This window comes from Bradyrhizobium oropedii (assembly GCF_020889685.1).
Classification (GTDB): domain Bacteria; phylum Pseudomonadota; class Alphaproteobacteria; order Rhizobiales; family Xanthobacteraceae; genus Bradyrhizobium; species Bradyrhizobium oropedii.
Map to the genome: position 1 here is coordinate 1 of NZ_JACMYO010000166.1, position 19,407 is coordinate 19,407.

General features: G+C 64.9%; 14 protein-coding genes. 5 read left to right on the forward strand and 9 right to left on the reverse strand.

Annotated features, from left to right (window positions below):
* Positions 1 to 144: 144 nt before the first annotated feature.
* Entirely contained in the window at positions 145 to 1,338 is a 1,194-nt protein-coding gene (locus H8A95_RS33110) for a serine hydrolase domain-containing protein (RefSeq protein ID WP_229186999.1), read from the reverse strand.
* Between the two features lie 348 nt (positions 1,339 to 1,686).
* Between H8A95_RS33110 and H8A95_RS33115 the strand changes: the two genes are divergently transcribed.
* The 3 genes from H8A95_RS33115 (at position 1,687) to H8A95_RS33125 (ending at position 6,359) form a co-directional block, all read left to right on the forward strand.
* Complete coding sequence (locus H8A95_RS33115) at positions 1,687 to 2,010, forward strand: hypothetical protein (RefSeq protein WP_229187000.1); 324 nt, start codon at positions 1,687 to 1,689, stop codon at positions 2,008 to 2,010.
* 177 nt (positions 2,011 to 2,187) lie between these two features.
* A complete protein-coding gene (locus H8A95_RS33120) occupies positions 2,188 to 3,684 on the forward strand; it encodes an NAD-dependent succinate-semialdehyde dehydrogenase (RefSeq protein ID WP_229187001.1) in 1,497 nt (498 codons plus the stop codon).
* Between the two features lie 680 nt (positions 3,685 to 4,364).
* Positions 4,365 to 6,359: a TonB-dependent receptor gene (locus H8A95_RS33125; protein WP_229187002.1), complete on the forward strand. Its 1,995-nt coding sequence runs from the start codon at positions 4,365 to 4,367 to the stop codon at positions 6,357 to 6,359.
* Between the two features lie 61 nt (positions 6,360 to 6,420).
* On the opposite strand, the gene H8A95_RS33130 is transcribed toward H8A95_RS33125, so the two are convergent.
* Together H8A95_RS33130 and H8A95_RS33135 are read right to left on the reverse strand one after the other, a co-directional pair.
* Positions 6,421 to 8,025, reverse strand: a complete 1,605-nt coding sequence (locus H8A95_RS33130; protein ID WP_229187003.1) for a sensor domain-containing diguanylate cyclase — start codon at positions 8,023 to 8,025, stop codon at positions 6,421 to 6,423.
* 142 nt (positions 8,026 to 8,167) lie between these two features.
* Positions 8,168 to 9,067, reverse strand: a complete 900-nt coding sequence (locus H8A95_RS33135; RefSeq protein WP_229187004.1) for an amino acid ABC transporter substrate-binding protein — start codon at positions 9,065 to 9,067, stop codon at positions 8,168 to 8,170.
* 138 nt (positions 9,068 to 9,205) lie between these two features.
* On the opposite strand from H8A95_RS33135, the gene H8A95_RS33140 reads away from it, so the two are divergent.
* Positions 9,206 to 9,892, forward strand: coding sequence for a GntR family transcriptional regulator (locus H8A95_RS33140; protein ID WP_229187005.1), 687 nt, complete (start codon positions 9,206 to 9,208; stop codon positions 9,890 to 9,892).
* Between the two features lie 131 nt (positions 9,893 to 10,023).
* Positions 10,024 to 11,394 (forward strand): NAD(P)/FAD-dependent oxidoreductase, encoded by a 1,371-nt coding sequence (locus H8A95_RS33145; RefSeq protein ID WP_229187006.1) that lies wholly within the window; start codon positions 10,024 to 10,026, stop codon positions 11,392 to 11,394.
* Positions 11,395 to 11,450: 56 nt separating this feature from the next.
* Here the strand turns inward: H8A95_RS33145 and H8A95_RS33150 are convergent, their stop codons facing one another.
* The 6 genes from H8A95_RS33150 to H8A95_RS33175 all read right to left on the reverse strand — a co-directional run bounded on the left by H8A95_RS33150 (position 11,451) and on the right by H8A95_RS33175 (position 19,263).
* Positions 11,451 to 13,604: an SLC26A/SulP transporter family protein gene (locus tag H8A95_RS33150; protein WP_229187007.1), complete on the reverse strand. Its 2,154-nt coding sequence runs from the start codon at positions 13,602 to 13,604 to the stop codon at positions 11,451 to 11,453.
* 64 nt (positions 13,605 to 13,668) lie between these two features.
* Complete coding sequence (locus tag H8A95_RS33155; RefSeq protein WP_229187008.1) at positions 13,669 to 14,871, reverse strand: alpha/beta fold hydrolase; 1,203 nt, start codon at positions 14,869 to 14,871, stop codon at positions 13,669 to 13,671.
* A gap of 69 nt (positions 14,872 to 14,940) precedes the next feature.
* Entirely contained in the window at positions 14,941 to 15,747 is an 807-nt protein-coding gene (locus tag H8A95_RS33160; RefSeq protein ID WP_229187009.1) for a crotonase/enoyl-CoA hydratase family protein, read from the reverse strand.
* A 289-nt stretch (positions 15,748 to 16,036) separates the two neighbouring features.
* Positions 16,037 to 17,077, reverse strand: coding sequence for a zinc-dependent alcohol dehydrogenase (locus H8A95_RS33165; RefSeq protein ID WP_229187010.1), 1,041 nt, complete (start codon positions 17,075 to 17,077; stop codon positions 16,037 to 16,039).
* A 266-nt stretch (positions 17,078 to 17,343) separates the two neighbouring features.
* Complete coding sequence (locus H8A95_RS33170; RefSeq protein ID WP_229187011.1) at positions 17,344 to 18,258, reverse strand: phosphoribosylaminoimidazolesuccinocarboxamide synthase; 915 nt, start codon at positions 18,256 to 18,258, stop codon at positions 17,344 to 17,346.
* Between the two features lie 87 nt (positions 18,259 to 18,345).
* The gene (locus tag H8A95_RS33175) at positions 18,346 to 19,263 is read right to left on the reverse strand and encodes a pirin family protein (RefSeq protein WP_229187012.1); all 918 of its coding nucleotides are present in this window, start codon (positions 19,261 to 19,263) and stop codon (positions 18,346 to 18,348) included.
* Positions 19,264 to 19,407: the final 144 nt, after the last annotated feature.

Sequence of the window (19,407 nt, forward strand, 5' to 3'; positions counted from 1 at the left end):
GGAGAGGTCGGAACGCATCGTCAGATGCGTTCCGGGTGAGGGGGTACAGGTCTTACCGCGATCACAACTCGCGGAAGCTGCCCCTCACCCCAACCCTCTCCCCGTAAGAACGGGGAGAGGGAGCGAGGTCCGTTCCGGTCGACCTTACGCCGCCCGCTGCCCGCTGCCGGCATCGAGCCCGGCATAGATACCCTTCTCGAAGCCTGCGAAGGCCTCCAGGCTGTGCTTGTCGGCGAACGGCAGAAGCTGGGTCAGGATCACGCCGCAGACGTCGCGCGACGGATCGATCCAGTAATAGGTGTTGGCGAGGCCCGCCCAGGCGAGGCTGCCGGCGCTGCGGCCTTCCGGCGTCTTGGCGGTGTTGATCAGGAAGCTCAGCCCCCACTTCTTCACCTGGTCCGGATAGAGGTCGACATCGTTGGTGTACGGCGGCGCCGCCGTCGTCATCTTGCCGACGCTGAGATCGCCCATCTGGTTCTGCCCCATGGCCGCGATGGTCTCCGGCTTCAACAGCTGGTTGCCGTTGCCTTTGCCCTTGTTGAGGATCATCTGGCAGAACTTGATGTAGTCGGCCGCGGTCGAATACAGGCCGCCGCCACCCATGTGGAATTCCGGATTCTGCTCAAGCTCGAACGGCATCGCCGCCAGCGCTCCGTCCTCGCCCCGCGCGTGCATGCCGACCAGCCGCTTGCGCATGTCGTCGGAGATCTTGAACGCGGTGTCGCTCATGCCGAGCGGCGCGAACATGTTGTCGTGCAGATAGGCATCGAGCTTCTTGCCGGATGCGGCTTCCACTGCCTTGCCGACGAAGTCGATATTGATGCCGTATTCCCAGCGCGTGCCCGGATCGCTCGCAAGCGGCGTCTTCAGCGCGGCATTCAGGCAGGAGATGATCCCGGGCGTGCCGGTCTTCTCCATGTATCTCCCCATGTCGGCGTTCCACAGGTCGTAGCAGAAGCCAGCGGTGTGGGTCATGAGCTTGCGCAGCGTGATCGGCGCCTTCGCCGGCCGCAGCTGCGGCTCGCCCTTGGCGTCGAAGCCGTCGAGCACCTGCACCGCGGCGAGATCGGGCAGCAGCTTGCCGATCGGCTCATCGAGCGAGAGCTTGCCCTGCTCGACGAGTTGCATCGCGCCCGCAGAGGTCACCGCCTTGGTCATCGAGGCGATCCAGAACACGCTGTCCGCCGTCATCGGGTCGCTCTTGGAGAGGTCGCGCTTGCCGAACGCGCCTTCATAGATCACGTCCTTGCCGGTCGCCGCGACTGCGACGACACCGGGAATCTCCTTTGCCTCGCTCTTCTGCCGCAATACCTGATCGATCTGAGCCTTGCTCTGCATTGGGGTGTCCTCCGGTGGGGTTTATTGTTTTGAAGTGGGCGGGATCATCCTCCCGCTTTTCGGGTCCCGCAAGGCGGCCGCGCGGCGATGATGTCGCGATGTCGTGAAGCCGAGCTGCACAGGAACGGCTCACGCTGAGAGGGCATTCACCACGCGCGCAGATTTTGCGGTGGACTCCGCGCCTGTACCGATGACCCCGGAAGGTGGCCACGGTAACGTGATCGGCAGATTGATTTTCGTACCTGTTTTTTTGCATTAACGCATTCAGATCGCTGCATAAACGGTGCGGCGAATTGGGATGGATTTGACGAAAAGATTCGTCATTTCGCGCCTTGCGGGGACGCAGCAATGATTTCGACATGGAGTGAATGGAAGCGCTATCCGCGGCCGGGCCGCGGCGAGAATATCGAGGCGCCGATCAGCCCAGGTCTCTACGAAGCCCGCTACGCGGGTACCGGTGCGCTGCACTCATTCGAGGCAGTCGACAATGTCGCGCAGGCGCTGGCGCTGCTGCAGAGCGGCACCAAATCCTGGTTCGGCCGCCGCGATGCGCGGGCGCAGGCTGATCTCGAATACCGGACCTGCGCAACCTCGACCAAGGCGGATGCCAAGGCCGCGGCCGAGCGCATGATCGGCCGCCGCGAAACCTACATGTCCGGCGGCACGATCTGACGCGAAGGCCATCATTCCGGGGCGATGCGCAGCATCGACCATCCCGGAACGACAGTCTTCCGCAACGGCGTCGCGTTTGCGTCCAAGCAGGGTCGCGCCGGACGCCAGTGCATCGCAGCGGCTTTCCGCCTATATAGGCGGCGAATACCCCTCCAAAGAAATTCCAGGAGTAACGCCATGACCCCGCCCGTTGCCGCACGCGCCACGCCATCCGCAGCATCCTCCCTGCAAGGCCGCATGAAGGACCCGTCGCTGCTGCGCGACCGCTGCTATATCGACGGCGCCTGGGTCGGCACGCCCGAATTCGCCGTCAACAATCCGGCGACCGGCGTCGAGCTGATCAAGATCGCGCAGCTGGGCGCCGATGATGCCACCAAAGCCGTCGAGGCCGCGCAGCGCGCGTTTCCGGCCTGGGCCAAGCTGACCGCGAAACAGCGCTCCAACATCCTGCGCAAATGGTTCGACCTGATCATCGCCAATCGCGAGGATCTCGCGCTGATCCTGACCTCGGAGCAGGGCAAGCCGTTGGCGGAAGCGCTTGGCGAAGTCGATATCGGCGCCGCCTATGTCGAGTTCTTCGCGGAGGAGGCCCGCCGCGTCTATGGCGAGACGATCCCCACTCAGCGTCCGGATGCGCGTTTGCTCGCGATCCGGCAGCCGATCGGCGTCTGCGGCGCCATCACGCCGTGGAATTTCCCGAACTCGATGATCACGCGAAAAGTGTCGCCGGCGCTGGCGGCGGGCTGCACCGTGGTGCTGAAGCCCGCCAACGAGACGCCGCTGTCGGCGCTCGCGCTGGCGGTACTGGCCGAGAAGGCCGGCGTGCCGAAGGGCGTGCTCAACATCATCACCGGTGATGCGCCGCCGATCGGCAAGGTGCTGTGCGAGCATCCAGCGGTGCGCTTCGTCGGCTTCACCGGTTCGACCAATGTCGGCAAGATTCTGTACCGGCAGGCATCGGTCGGCGTGAAGAAGCTCGGCCTCGAACTCGGCGGCAATGCGCCGTTCGTGGTGTTCGACGATGCCGATATCGACGCCGCAGTCGAAGGCGCGATCGTCTCCAAATACCGCAACATGGGCCAGACCTGCGTCTGCGCCAACCGTCTCTACGCGCAGGACAGGATCTACGACCAGTTCGTCGAGAAGCTGTCGAAGAAGGTCGCCGAGATGAAGATCGGCGACGGCACGGAGGCCGGCGTGACCCAGGGGCCGCTGATCAACATGAAGGCGATCGAGAAGGTCGAGCGACACATCGCCGACGCCGTGAAGGGCGGCGCCAAGATCGTGACCGGCGGCAAGCGCTCGGCGCTTGGCCGTAGCTTCTTCGAGCCGACCGTGCTGTCGGACGTGAGACCCGACGCGCTGGTGGCGCAGGAGGAAACCTTCGGCCCGCTCGCGCCGGTGATCCGGTTCAAGGACGAGGCCGATGTGATCGCGATGTGCAACGCCTCGCCGTTCGGTCTCGCCTCCTACTTCTACTCGCGTGACATCGGCCGGGTCTGGCGCGTCGCGGAGGCGCTGGAGTCGGGCATGGTCGGCGTCAACTCTGGCCTGATCACCACCGAGGTCGCGCCGTTCGGCGGCGTCAAGGAATCGGGCCTGGGCCGCGAAGGCTCACGCCACGGCATGGACGAGTATGTCGAGATCAAATACGTAATGATGGCCGGCGTCTGATCGCGGAGCAGCGTGTCCCTTCGCCCTCACGGCGAGGGGACGCATGCCGGCGAATCCATCCGTCGTTACTCTCGATCGGCGCGTCTGCCGGCATTCAGCGCTCTGCGACAGTTCACCGCGACCGCCGAAATGTATCGCTCCGATCGCGGCAAGAATCCTTCTAATCTGAAGTCGGCGGTCAGAATCGAGCCGCATACGCGCAACGCCAACGCGCGAACAATCAAAAAGCAGAATCTGCCGCATCGATGTCGTGTCGCGCGGTGAGCTTTATCTCCGTTCTCTTAGATGCGTTCTAGTTGGCGTCACAGCGCGTGATGCTTATGCCCCGGTGGTCGCGCTCGAACTTCTCTCGATGTTCGAGGCGAAGCCAAGAAAAAGACTCCGGGGACCTCATGCTCGTCACCTCAAATGTTCCATGCGCATTCCGGCTTGCGTGCGCGTCTCTCCTTCTGACTGCGGTCCCTGCGCTCGCGCAGTCGCCGGAGCAACCAGCCGCGAGCGGTGCGGCGCCGCTTCCGCCGGTCGTCGTCGCCGCGCCTCAGCATCGGGCCACGCCGGTTCGAAGGCCGTCATCGTCGCGGTCGGCACGCTCGTCGGCATCGCCTCAGGCGAGCAGACGTGAGCACGCGGCGACGCCTGCAGCCACGCCGACCGCCGGCGCGCAGCAGGCGGCGTTGCCCGTGCCCTATATCGGTGGCCAGGTCGCGCGTGGCGGGCAACTCGGTCTGCTCGGCAACAAGGACTACATGGACACGCCGTACAGCCTGACGAGCTACACCGAGAAGACGATCCGCGATCAGCAGGCGACCAGCGTTGCCGAAGTGCTGACGAACTCCGATCCGTCGGTGCGGGCTGCGATCGGCAGCAGCAATCGTTATGACGCGCTGACCATCCGCGGCTTCCGGGTCGAGAACAGCGAAATCGCCTTGAACGGACTCTACGGTCTCGTTCCGGCCTATCGTGTCAACCCGGCTCCCATCGAGCGCATCGAGCTGCTCAAGGGGCCGGCTGCCTTTCTCAACGGCATGGCCCCGCAAGGCAGCATCGGCGGCACCGTCAATGTCGTGACCAAGCGCGCCGCGGAAGACCTCACGCGCCTGACCGCCGGCTACATCTCGGATGGGCGTTTCGGAACGGAGCTGGACCTCGCGCGCCGTTATGGCGAACAGAAGGAGTGGGGCGTTCGCTTCAACGGCGGGATCGATGGCGGCAACACGTCCATCGACCGCCAGGCCACGCGCAACGGCGTGGGCTCGCTCGGCGTCGACTATCGTGGAGACCGCTTTCGCTGGTCCGCGGACATCATCTCCCAGGACGACTGGATGAAGGCGGCCCAGCGCGGCTACACGCCGGTGCCCGGCATCGCCATGCCGAGCGCTCCCGATCCGCGCATCAATCTCGCACAGCCGTTCGATCGTGCGCGGTCGCAGAGCCTGACCGGCCTGACCAGGGCTGAGTACGATCTCAGCAACAGCGTCACGGTGTTCGGCGCTGTTGGCGCCAACCAGTTCCGCTACGACAAGCAGGAAGATCCGGGCGCGACGATCCTCAACACCGCGGGCGATGCCTTGGGTACGTCCCGATTCCAGACCGGCAAGTCGGAGGGCGTCTCCGGTGAGGCCGGTGTCCGCGCGCGCTTCGACACCGGCCCGGTAGGCCACGAGGTTGTTGTCAGCGGCAGCGCGCTCGACCGGACCGACTGGCTCGGCCAGACCAATTATGCGACCTACCTCACCAACATCTACCGGCCGACCTTGTTGACCACCGCCGGCCCCCCGGTATCGACATTCCCCGAGGGCAAGTCCGGCTTCCTCGGGCTGCGCAGCGTCGGCGTTGCCGACACCATCACGACAATGGGCGGCATGCTGCAAGTGATCGTGGGCGCCCGCCGGCAGCAGGTGATCGCCAACAGCTTCAGTCCCGTCAGCGGCCTGGAAACAACCCACTACGACGACAGCGCAACCTCGCCTTCGATTGCCCTGATGGTGCGGCCGATCAAGGAGCTTTCGTTCTATGCCAACTACATCGAAGGCCTGACGCCGGGGCCGACGCCGCCGTCCGGCGCGGTGAACACCAATGCGGTGTTCGCGCCCTTCAAGACGCGGCAAGTGGAAGTCGGCACGAAGCTCGATCTCGGGCGCTTCGGCGCCAGCCTCGCCGCGTTCCAGATCAGCTTGCCGAGCGGCGTGGTCGATCCCATCACCAAGATCTACAGTCTCGATGGCCAGCAGAGAAACCGCGGTATCGAGCTCAATACGTTCGGCGAGGTCGCGCCCGGCGTCCGCGTCCTCGGCGGCGTGACCTGGCTCGATGCCCGGCTCACCCAGACGCAAGGCCACCTCTACGACGGCAATCGCGCGATCGGCGCGCCCGACCTGCAGGGCAATCTCGGTGTCGAATGGGATACGCCCTTCGTGCCCGGCCTCACCGCGACGGCGCGTGCCATCTACACGAGCCGGGCCTATGTCAGCGCCGACAACGTCCAGAGCGTCCCCTCCTGGGCGACCTTCGACATCGGTGCGCGCTACGCGACGACGCTTGCGGGGCGTCCGACCACGTTCAGGGCGTCGCTTACCAATCTGTTCGACAAGCACTACTGGATCGGCAATCCGACCGGCTATGTGATCAGCGGCATGCCGCGGACGCTGTGGCTTTCCATGACGGTCGATTTCTAGCCGAAATGCCGAAGCCCCATCGCGCCTGCGCTCGATGGGGCGAAACCGGTTCGACGCGATGCTACTCCGCGGCCAGCTTCGCGGGGGCGGGCGGAGACCAGCACACGCAGCAATTCCGCCCCTGGGCTTTTGCCTGATACAGCGCCTGGTCGGCGGCGTTCATCAGAGCCTCGATGCCGGACATGCTGACCAGAGCCTCGGCAACTCCGATGCTGGCGGTGATCCGGAAATCGGCGTCACGCGTTCTCAGCGTTTGCGCGGCGATGCGCTTGCGTACGCGCTCGGCGACGATCCTGGCGCGCGACAGGGTTGTCTCCGGCAACACGATGGCGAATTCCTCGCCACCGACGCGGCCGACAATGTCGGATTTCCGCTTGCCGTGAAGGCACGCGTTGGCCATTGCCTTGATCGCCTCGTCGCCGATTGCGTGTCCGTAGCGGTCGTTGACGTCCTTGAAGTGATCGATGTCCACCATCAGCACCGATACCGAACGGTAGTAACGCTGGAAGCGGCTCCACTCGGCATCCAGCGCGGCGAGGAAGTGCCGTCGATTGTAGAGACCCGTGAGCGGATCGGTTGTCGCCAGCCGCTCGAGCTGCTCCGCATTCCGGATCAGATCTGTGACATCGTAATAGGTAATCGCGCGGCCGCCGCCTGCGATGGTGGTGCAATGTGCCCGGAGGCGACGGTCGTCGGGGGTCTGCAATTCACGCACATGATCGCCTGCCTTCACCTCGGCGATGCGCTTGCTCGCGAAACCGGCGAGCTCCTTCGCCGTCAAGTTCGGATCGATCGCCCGCCGCGCGCGCGTGATCAGCGAGGCATAGGACGGACGTGCCGCCGCCGCCCGTTCGTCGATCTCCCAGAACTGCCGAACCTTCTGGTTCATGAAGGTCGCCTTGAGGTCGGCATCGAGCAGCAGGACGCCGTCCTGAACAGTGTCCATTGCATCCCGTAGCGCCCTCAACTCGTCGGCCTGATGGACGATATCGGTAACATCCGTGTAGCTCAGCATGCGGCCGCCGTCGGGCAGCGGAGTGCATTGCACGCGGATGACATCGCCCTTGGTGCGGCGCAGATCGGCCTGGGAGCTCTCATTTCGTGTGATGCGCTCGATGCGCTCGGCGACATAGGCTTCCATCTGGTCCGCGGGAATTTCGTAGGCGCCGGTGTCGCGCCCATGAAACATCAGCGCGGCAAAGGACGGGTGCCGGTCTGCGACCGCATCGGGGAGCGCCCACATCTGCCGGAACGCCCGGTTGATGAAACGGGCAATCAGCCTGGAGTCGAGCAGAACGATGCCGAGCGGCACCTGTTCGAGCGCGGCGCGCAGCGCAAGCATCTGGCTGCGCACGATGTGATCGCCGCCGCGTTCTTCAGATGCACTCTGCTTGGTCGCCGGCGTGTCGGCGGCCTGCTGGGTTTCGAAGGTGGCCCCGATCTGCCGCTCCGATTGCCAGGCGAGCTTGCAAGGCAGGATCGCCTGTTCGCTGGGGATGGAGAGCTGAAAGTGCTCGGGGACGCCGAGCGCGCTTTCCAGCTCGATCGTTGCGCCCTCGTCCGTGATGCGTCGAACGACGCAGTCGATGGTGGACTGGCCGAAGTTGAAGATGACCTTCGCGGTCAGCAGCGTGCGGCCGCGGACTTTGAGATCGGGCACTGGCATGACGGCGTTTCCCAATGGACCTGCACCATTCGAAACCCGTCGATGCTACGAAGACTTAATATCTATTGCGCGATCGGGGTTCCTGCCTAACGTTCGGTTGACGGGAACCGGCGACTTTGCGGCAACTCGCACAGCGTCTCTGTCACACACCCTTGTCGTTTGGATTGGCGACGGCGTCCTTCAGCGGCACCGTCATCGGGAAATTCAGGTTCACGTTCTTCGGCGGAATCGGCCGAGTGAACCATTTTGCGTAGAGTTCCTGGAATTCGTTGCTCTTCATCATGGCGACCAGCGTCCGGTCGACCAGAGCCTTGAACTCCGGATCGCCCTTGCGAATGATCAGCCCGTAGGGCTCGGTGCGCAGGCTGTCGTCGATGATGCGCCAGTCCGCCGGGTTGTGGCTGCCCGCGATCAGGCTGGCCAGCAAAATGTCATCCATCACGAAGGCTTCACTGCGCCCGGTGGTGAGCGCGAGGAACGATGCGGCATGATCCGGCGTCAGGATGTTCTTGGTCTGAAAGTTCTTCTCCTGGGCGCGTGCGCTCAACAGCCCGATCGAGGTTGAGCCCGAGGTCAGCGCGACCGGCCGGCCGCCGAGATCCTCGAAGGTCTTGATCGGCGCGTCCTTCTGCACCACTGCTCGGATGCTCGACACGAAGATCGTGTCGCTGAAGGCGACGACCTTCTGCCGCTCCAGCGTGTTGGTGGCGGGACCGCAGACGATGTCGATGGTGCCGTTCTCGATCAGCGGTATCTGGGTGGAGAGCTGGATCGGTTGCAGCCTGGTCTGCAACGCCGGCAGCTTGAGCTCGCCCTTCACTGCATCGACGATCCGCGCGCAGAGGTCCATCGCGAAACCGACCGGCTTCTGGTTGTCGTCGAGATAGGAGAACGGCACCGAGACGTCGCGGTGCCCGAGCCGGATTTCGCCGGCGTCGCGGATCTTGGCCAGCGTGCCGCCGGGCGATTGGGCCTGCGCCGGGCCGGTTGCCGTCACCGCAAGAAAGCTTAAGAAAATCAATATGTTGACGGCTCGGTTCATCAGAGGCTCGTGGGCTTTGGCAGAATTGGATACGGTAGGTCTAGATTTTATACACAGCATTGCATAATCAGCAAACCGATTTTATACAATGCTAGCCGAGCCGGATATAGTGTCCTGGCCCAGCGAGAGGGAAGCCGGATGGAACCCGCAACCGCCGTCAGCCAACGAGGGGCCGGACCTCACGGTTCCGCGCCCGACGCCGTGCGCGAGGCGCTGCGGGCCGCGATCAGCTCGGGCGAGCTCGCGCCCGGATTGCAGCTCCGTCAGGACGAGCTCGCCGCGCGGTTCGGCACCAGCCGCATCCCGGTCCGCGAAGCGCTGCGCCAGCTCGAGGCCGAGGGCTTTGTCACCTTCCTGCCCAATCGCGGCGCCGTCGTCTCCGACCTGTCGATCGACGAGGTGATCGAACTGCTCGAGATTCGCATCGCGCTCGAATGCCATGCGTTGCGATTGGCGATCCCCGCGATGGGCGAGATCGATCTCGAAGCGGCAACGAAAATCCTCCAGGCCTACGACGCCGAGCCCGATCCGGCGCAATGGGGCGCGTTCAACTGGAAATTCCACGCCACGCTCTACGCGCCATGCAATCGTCCGCGCCTGCTCAGCATGATCGAGGCGAATTACGGTCATGTCGGCCGCTTCACGCGGGCGCTGGTGTCGCAGGCGACCGGCAAGGAGCGTCCGCAACGCGAGCACTACCGGCTGCTCGAATTCTGCCGCGACGGCGAGATCAAGAAGGCGGTTCGGCTGCTGCGCGATCATATCGAGGAGACGCAGAAGACACTGCGCTCGGCGCAGCGCCAGGCGTTGCGCGATGCGGGCTAGAGCGTGATCGCGGGAAAGTGCGAAGCGGTTTTCCGACAGGATCGAGCTCAAACAAACCGGAACGCCCGGTGTGATCGCCTTCAGGACAATTTGAATTTCGCGGGCTCCATGCGGGCCTATGGAGACCACGCGTGAAGACCAATGACGTCGAAATCCTGGTGATCGGTGCGGGCATCGTCGGCATCGCCACGGCCTATTACCTCGCGGTCCAGCACAGGCGCGCGCGCCTGCTGATCGTCGATGAAGGCCAGCCGATGGCGCTGACCTCGGCGCAATCGGGCGAGAACTACCGCAACTGGTGGCCGCACCCGACGATGGCCGATTTCACCAATCATTCCACCGACCTGATGGAGGAGATCGCGCGCCGCAGCGACAATCGCATCCACATGACGCGGCGGGGATATCTCCTGGTCACGCGCGAGGAAACGCCCGAAGAATTGTTGCAGCAACTCTACGCCGGCTACGGCGAGCAGGCCGCAAAGCTGATCCGCCTGCATGATGGAGCAAGCCGCGGCTATGTGCCGCCGCATTCGGCCGACTGGCAGAGCGCGCCCGACGGTGTCGATGTCCTGCGCGGCCGCGATCTGATCCAGACACATTATCCGACCTTCGACACGGAGATATCGACGGCGTTGCATATCCGCCGGGCGGGCGACATCAGCGGCCAGCAGCTCGGCCAGTACATGCTGGAGACCATGCGTCCGCTGGGTGCGCAGTTTCAGCAGGCGAGGGTGGTCGGCATCACGAAGACCGATCGTTTTGTGGTCGATGTGCTGGCGGACGGCGCGAGACAAACCATCAAGGCCGACATCATCGTCAACGCCGCCGGCCCGTTCGCGGCGCATGTCGCGGCGATGCATGGCGAGCAGCTTCCGATCGTCAACGTGTTGCAGCAGAAGATCGCGTTCGCCGATCGCAACCGCGCCGTCGATCGCAAGATGCCGTTCGCGATCGATCTCGACGGCCAGACGCTGGCGTGGTCCGATGACGAGCGCGAGGCGCTGTCAGCGGCTCCTGAATTTTCGCAGCTGTTGGAGCCGATGCCGGGCAGCATCCATTGCCGGCCCGATGGCGGCGATCATGGCGAGTGGATCAAGCTCGGCTGGGCCTTCAATGCCGAGCAGACGACGGCGCCGGTCCGCGAGCCGGAGCTGAACCCGTATTTCCCTGAAGTGGTGTTGCGCGCGGCGAGCCGGTTGCAGCCGCGCCTCGCGCAGTATCTCGGCGCGCTGCCGCGCGACCGCGTGCATTACGGCGGCTATTATCCGATGACGAAGGAAAACTGGCCGCTGATCGGGGCTGCGAAAACGCCCGGCGTGTTCCTCGCCGCGGCGTTGTCCGGTTACGGCACGATGGGCGCCTGCGCCACCGGCGACCTCTGTGCCCGCGCCGTGGTCGGCGCACCGGCACCGGCTTTCGCGCGCAGCCTTTCGCTCGCGCGCTATGATGACCAGGTGCTGATGGATGAGCTTGCGGCAAGCGAAAGCCGCGGGTTGTTGTAGCTCAACGTCACCTGCGTAGCCCGGATTGCGCTACGCGCCATCCGGGCTACGCATCTCTAACGCCGCAGCACCGCAATGGTGCGGTTCGCAAAGGTCAGCCGCTCCGCCATCACCGACACGAAATAGGTCAGCAGCTTGTGGCTGAGTTCGGGGTCCTCGTCCCGGATCGCCGCGAACTGATGGGTGTTCAGCACATAGAGCACGCTCGCCATCTCTGCCTGGATGGTCGCGCTGCGCGGGGTGTGCGCGACGAGGCCCATCTCGCCGATCGTGGTGTAGCGACCGAGACTGCGCACCCGCGTGGTGCGGCCGTCCTCGGCGGGGATCATGATGCCGAGCCGGCCGTCGAGAATGAAGTGCATGGAATCGGCAGCGTCGCCGGCATGCACGATGACCTCGCCAGCATCGACCTCGATGCGCTGGCAGCGCCGGATCAGCGCGTCGGCGTCGCTCTCGCTGTCGAGCATTCCCGTGAACCAGCCGCGCAGGTCGGCCTCCTCCTGCGCGAGCTCCTGGTGCTGCGTGATGATCTGGTTCTCGCACCATTCCAGTGCATGATCGAGCTCGTCGATCACGGTGACGCCCTCGGTGATGAAATCGCTGGAGCGCAGCACCTGCTCGGCCTTGGCCGACAGATGCACCAGCACCAGCTCGACGCCGACCTCGTGTGCGCTGCGCCTGATCTGCGCAAAGCTGTAGGCCGCCGACGAATCGACGCCGGTGACGAGCTTGAAGTCGAACAGCAGGTAGCGGCACTCCGGGTGCTCGCGCAGCAGCGTCTTGACGTGCTGGTAGAGCCGGTTGGCGGAGCCGAAGAACAGATAGCTTTGCAGTGTCAGTCCCTGGATCTTGCCGCCATGAGCCGACAACACCTCGCGGTCGTCGCGCGAGCGATCCAGCGAGCTGCGATATTCCGAGCCGTCGAAGCCGTATTTGATCGCCTCGACCCGCGCCGCGCTGAGCGCGAAGGTGGCGCAGCCGATGACGACGCCGATCAGGATGCCGGGCACGAAGCCCCAGGCCACGATGATGACGATGATCGCAAGCAACGATAGATATTCGGTCTGCGACAGCCGCTTGCGCGATTCGACCATCCATTTGTGCAGCTGGTCGGCGCCGAGATAGATCAGCAGCCCGCCGAGCACGAATTTCGGCATGTAGCCGAGCAGCTGCGGCGCCACGGCCAGCATCAGCAGCGAGATCGCCGCAACCGTCAGCCCTGACAGCCGGCCCCGCCCGCCGCTGGAGAAATTGAGGATCGAGCGGCTGACCGAGATGCAGCCGGCATAGCCGGCCAGCGCGCCGGTCACGATGTTGGCGAAGCCGGTGACGTTGAGCTCGCGCTCGAGATTGGCTTCGCGATGCACCGCCACCTCGATGCCGGTGGTGTTGAACAAGGTGCTCGCCGCCGTGACGAAGACGACCGCGATCATGTTGCCGAGCAGGTCCGGTACCGCCGACCACGGATACTGCGCCAGATCGGCCGTGTGCCACGGCAGCATGAAGGTCGATGCCGGCGGCGGCGCGAAGGTCCAGCCGGTCAGATGCGCTTCCTCGGGCGTGATGCCGACGATCCAGAACGTCAGATGCGCCACGATCACGCCGCTGACCAGGATGATCGGCAGGCCGAACGGGGTGCGCGAGCGATGCCAGGTCAGATACAGCACCAGCGCCATCGCGCAGGCGGCGCTGAGCTCGGAGATCGTGATGATATTCGTAAAATGGAAGAGGGTGCTGAGCTGAACAGGGTAACCGGTGATGACCCTGACCGCACCCAGCACGATCAACAGGCCGGTTGCTCCGAGGAACCCGCCGACGACAGGGTAAGGTACGTAGCGGATGGCGCGGCCGAACCGTGTCAGCCCGAGGCAGCACAGCACGATGCCGGTGACGATGGTCGAGAGCCCAAGCGTGATCAGCACCGGTGCGAGCAGCGGCGCCGCCGGATTAGCGGCATTGATGCGCTCGACCAGCGTGGCCATCAGGATTCCGGTCACTGCCGCGGTGGAGCTGTCCGGGCCGGCGACCGCGAAGGGCAGCGAACTGCCGAGTGCAATGAAGGTCGCAAGCACGGCCGAGGAGATGAATGTCGCCGCGACGCCGTATGACAGATAGGGCGACAAGGGGCCAGCGAAGATCAGCAGCGCGTAGGACAGGCCGAACGTGATGCCGAGCACGCTGGCCGCACCACCGCCGAGAATGTCATGCATGGCTCGCCGTGCGCGCGAGCCGAAATAAAGCGACCGACTAATCACGTTGAAAAATATCCCAAACTTACGCCGCTAGTCGTAGACGAGCGCAGAGCAGGACGACAACAGGATTTTTGTGACAAGCGGTTCTCAATACGCGCATTTTCCGCCTCTCCCGGTTGCGAGGGAGGGTGAGGGCGCGGGTTCCCGGATGGAATGTATCGATTTTGATCCGGGTGCCTAACCAAGGCTGTCCATGAACGCGCGCAACCGCGGCGCCCATTTGTGCGCGTCGCGGCCCGATGCGGAGTGGCCGTAATCGCTGTCGAGCAGAAAGTAATCGGCGTTCAACGCCGGCGGACTTCAGCGCCGGCATCACCTGTTGCGCAAGCTCCGGCGGGAACAGCTTGTCGGTTCGCGACAGCACATAGAGCGTCTTGGCCTTGATCCGTCCGAACTGCGCCGTCACGTCGAAGTCGCGCAGCGCCTTGCCGAGTGTCAGCAACGAATTGGCGTCGAACCCCCTGGCCCATTCCGTCGCCTCGGCGCGGATCGCGGCCTCGATCTCCGTAGGGTCGGTCAGCGTGTCGCGCAGCCGCGTTTCAATGCCGTAGGTCTTCAGCGTCGCGGTACGGATCTGGATCATGCTTTCGAGCACGCCGCCCTGGTCGTAATAGTCGCCGCCGTTCCAGTTCGGATCCTGCGACAGCACCGCCATCAGCCGCGCGACGTTGCCCTCGGCGCGCTCGCGCGGCACCAGCGGCGCGGTGACGACTGCGGCGATGCCGCGCATCGCATCGGGATAGTTCACCGCCCATTGCAGCGCCTGGAATCCGCCGTAGGACGGACCGACGATTGCAACGAGCTGTTCGACGCCGAGGTCATCGAGCAGCGCACGCTGGGTGGCGACGATGTCGCTGACGGTGATATCAGGGAAGCGCGGCCCGTAACGCCGTCCGGTCCGCGGATCGATGCTCGCCGCGTTGGTCGAGCCGCAGGACGAGCCCAGCATGTTCGGGCAGATCGCGAAGTAGCTGTTGGTGTCGACGGCCTTGCCGGGGCCGACGATCTCGCACCAGCTGCCTTCGCCGGTTGAACCGCCGGGATCGATCATCTGTGGCCCGCTGGTGTTGCCGTGGGTCACCAGCACGACGTTGTCGCGGTTCGGCGCCAGTGTGCCGACGGTGCGGTACGCGATGGTGACTTCGCCCAGCAAGCTGCCGTTCTCCAGGCGGAAATCGGATGTCGTGAAGTGCTTCAGCTCGGTTGCGGTTGATTGCGCGGGCATTTTTTGCTTTCGGAATGGTGCGGCAGCTCAGCACGTCGGCGGCGGGAACGCAAAGGCGGCACGGCGGGACTACCCGTTGCCGCCCTCATTGCCGAAGGCGCCGTGACGGCCGACGCCGGAGGCAAACCGCGTCGCGCCCGACAACGTTTCGCCGGACGCGATCACATCGAGCCCGCCGCGCATCTCGTTCCTGATCGCCTCTTCCTCCTCGAGGTCCCATTGCCGCAACGCCGACAGGCGGTCGGCGCGCATGCAGTTCTGCGGGAATTTCGCGATGTCCTTGGCGAGCGCGACGGCGTGCGCACGGGCTTCACCCTTCGGCACCAGCCGGTTCGCGAGCCCCATGCGGTGGGCCTCAGGACCTGTGACCGGGCGTCCGGTGAGGATCAGGTCGATCGCCTGCGAATGGCCGATCAGCCGCGGCAGGCGGATGGTGCCGAGGTCGATCAGCGGCACGCCGAAGCGGCGGCAGAACACGCCGAAGGTGGCATCCTCCGCGACGACGCGCATGTCGGCCCATAGCGCCAGTTCCATGCCACCGGCGACTGCAAAGCCTTCGATCGCGGCGATCACCGGCTTCGACAACCGCAGCCGGCTCGGGCCCATCGGCGCGATCGTGTTGTGGCCGCCGACCTCGCGCTTCTTCTCGGGATCGCCGGCCGCCACCGCCTTCAGGTCGGCGCCGGCGCAGAAATAGCCGCCGGTGCCGGTGAACACCGCAACCGATGCGCTCGCGTCTGCGTCGAAGGCGAGGAACGCGTCATACAGCTTGCGCGCCGTGGCGCCATCGACGGCGTTGCGGTTGTGCGGGCGGTTGATCGAGATGATGGTGATCGGGCCATCGCGCTCGACGAGCACGGTATCGGCATCGGACATGGGTCGCTCCCTGGGCTTGTTGTTCTTGTCGTCATTCCGGGGCGCGCGAAGCGCGAACCCGGAATCCATTCCGCCGCTTGTTGTGCGGACAAATGGATTCCGGGTCCGGTCCTGCGGACCGTCCCGGAATGACTTGAGAATTTTGCGCTGTTGCGGAGCGATCCGCAATGACGGTCGCAATTCCGCAAGGCGGGCAAAGCCAACGCGTGCCCACCCTCACGGGCACGGTCAGAATGGTGAGCACGGCGCGATCGCGCCTTTGTCCGCCCGACGGACCTGTCCTCGCCCGTCAGGCAACGCCATCGCGAACGAAGGCGACGCGGATGGTCGGGTCGCCGATCGTCTCATGCGCATCCTCGAAACGGACGCGGCGGGTGATCACCTCTTCAGGGTGGTAATGACCTGCCGCAACATGGGCCACGCTATCGGGCAGCTCGGCGCGGACATTGACGCGCGAGACCTTCAGGGTGACGCCGGTGCCATACATGTGCCGGAGCGGGACCGGCGTCGTCTCGGCAAAGTCGCCATACATGCGCTGGCAGATGCCGTTGGGTTCGGTGGATCGGATCGCCAGCAGCATGCTGGCGTCGGTTGCGGCCGCATCGATCACGATCGGAAACAGGCCGGGCGGCTCCATCGCGAGGCCAGTTGGCGCTTCGATGATCTCGGCACCGAGCGACTTCGCCTTGGCGAGGCGCGGCGCGTGATCGTCGAGGTAGACGATGCGGCCGGCGCCACGCGCCACCGCTGCCTGCACCGCGAACATCGCAAGCGACTGGGCGAAACCGCCGATCACGAGCACATCGGCGCCGGGCCGCTGCTGGAGCCAGCGCGCCACCGCGCTGAATCCGTCGGTCGCGCCGTCCGCCAGCCCCGCCGTCTGCGACAAGGCATGGCCTGACGGTTGGCGGACCAGCATGTGATCGGCAAACGGCACGCGGATCAGATCCGACAGGCCGCCGCCATATTCCACGCCGCAGACCGGCTTCAACCCGTAGGACGAGCGGAACGGCACCGCCGTGCAGGCATTGGTGTGGCCGCGCCGGCAGCGGTCGCAGGCACCGCAGCTGATCTGGAATGGAACAATGACGAGATCGCCGGGCGCGAAATTCCTCACGGCTCTGCCGATCTCGACGATCCGGCCCGCGGTCTCATGTCCAAGCGCAAACGGACCTGCTAGGCCCGATCGGCCGTGGACGATCGCAAGATCGAGATCGCAGCGCGTCACCGCGAGCGGCTGCACCAGCGCGTCGCGGTCATCCTGTAGTTTGGGTGCGGGAACGTCCCACCATTCGACCTTGTTGCCGCCGACATAAGTCAATTGCCGCATCGTGCACTCTCCGCTTTACGCCGAGAGTGCAGGGAGGCCGACGCAACGACAAAAGGTTTGTCTTCAACAGGGGTGAATGGAATTCACCTCGATTGGTGGGGTGGTGCAGTCGGAGGCAGCGTGTCTCCCTCCCCGTCATCCTGAGGTGCGAGCGGAGCGAGCCTCGCAGGATGCACGGCCACCAGCCGGGCCGTCGACCCTTCGAGACGGCCGCGTCGCGGCCTCCTCAGGGTGACGGTGATAGAACGAGCGCAATGACGGTGCAGCTAGACCTTCAGCTCGGTCCCGGTTACGCGGCGATATGCTTCCAGGTATCGCTTGCTCGTTGCATCCACCACGCTGGCCGGCAGCGCCGGCGCGGGGGCGTCGCCGTTCCAGCGGCCGGCGTGGCGTTCGACGTCGAGATAGTCGCGCAGCGGCTGCTTGTCGAAGCTCGGCTGCGGCTGGCCGGGCTTGTAGGCGTCGACCGCCCAGAAGCGCGAGGAATCCGGCGTCATCACCTCGTCGATCAGGATGATGCGGCCGTCTCCGTCGCGGCCGAATTCGAACTTGGTGTCGGCAATGATGATGCCGCGCGCGCGGCTGGTCTGTTCGCCATAGCCATAGACGTCGCGCGCCATCTTCTCGAGCGTCGCGGCAACGTCCGCGCCCAGGATCTCGCGCACCCGCGCCACCGTGATGTTCTCGTCATGGCCGGCCTCGGCCTTGGTCGCCGGGCTGAAGATCGCGGGCTCGAGTTTCTGGCTCTCGACCAGCCCGGCAGCGAGCTTCTCACCAGCGAGTGTGCCCTCGGCCGCGTATTCCTTCCACGCCGAGCCGGAGATATAGCCGCGGATCACGCATTCGATCGGAAACACGGTGGTGCGCTTGCACAGCATCGCGCGCCCGACGATGTCGGCGCGATGGTTCTTCAGTTCGGGGACCGCGCGGATGATCTCGTCGGCATCGGCGCTGATCATGTGATGCGGCACGGTGCCTTCGAGCTGCCGGAACCACCAGGCGCTGATCTGGGTCAGCACCGCGCCCTTCATCGGAATGGTCTCCGCCATCACCACGTCGAACGCCGAGATGCGGTCGGTGGTGAGCAGCAGCACGCGGTCGTCGCCGACGGCGTAGATATCACGCACCTTGCCGCGGCCGATCCGGGGCAGGGGCAAATCGCTGGATAGCATCGCGGTCATGGGCGTGGGTCTTTCCGGGCTGGTTTCTCAAAGACGTGCGCCCGCACACGAGGGGTGCGGGCGCGAAAGATTATCACAGGAAATAGCTCACTCCGGCAGCGGAATGAACTCGTGTTCATGCGGAACCTGCGCGAAACGCCCGGTTTTCCAGTCCTGTTTGGCCTGCTCGATCCGCTCCTTCGAGGAGGAGACGAAATTCCACCAGATGTGGCGGGGCCCTTCCAGGGCATCGCCGCCCAGGAACATCATGCGGGTCGGCCGCAGCGTTTTCACGGTGATGCGGTCGCCGGGCCGGAAGATCAAAAGCCGCGGCCCCTCGTGGCGGTCGCCCGCGATTTCCACCTCGCCATCGACGAGATAGATCGCTCGCTCCTCATGGTCGGGGTCGAGCGGCACCGAGGTGCCGGCCTTGGCGGTCACCTCGGTATAGAACCAGGGCGACACCATGCTGACCGGCGAGGAGATGCCGAAGGCCGAGCCCGCGATGACCCGCGCGGTGAAGTCGCGCTCGGAGATCATCGGCAGGTCGCCCGCGCCGTAGTGCTGGAACGAGGGCGCGATCTCCTCCTTGCCCGCAGGCAGTGCGATCCAGCTTTGCAGTCCCAGCATCTTCTGGCCGTCGCGGCGCTGCACGTCGGGGGTGCGCTCGGAATGCGCAATGCCGCGGCCCGCGGTCATCAGGTTCATCGCGCCGGGCTGGATCTCCTGGATGTTGCCCTCGCTGTCACGATGCATGATGCTGCCGTCGAACAGATAGGTGACGGTGGCGAGCCCGATATGCGGATGCGGCCGCACGTCCATGCCCTTGCCGGCGAGATATTGCACCGGACCGAAATGGTCGAAGAAGATGAAGGGCCCGACCATCTGCCGCTTGCCGTGCGGCAGCGCGCGGCGCACGGCAAAACCGTCGCCGAGATCGCGGGTGCGCGGCACGATGATCAGATCCAGCGCGTCGCAGGTTTGGGGATCGCCGAGTTCGGGATCGGTCGAGGGCTGCCAGCTCATCGCAATACTCCTTTGTACTTTATTCCGATCATACCCCATCCGTCGTCCCGGCCAAGCGAAGCGCGAGCCGGGACCCATAACCACAGCTATATGTTTGGCGAAGGCTGGGGCCACATCGTCGCTCCACAATCAGCATTTGTGGTT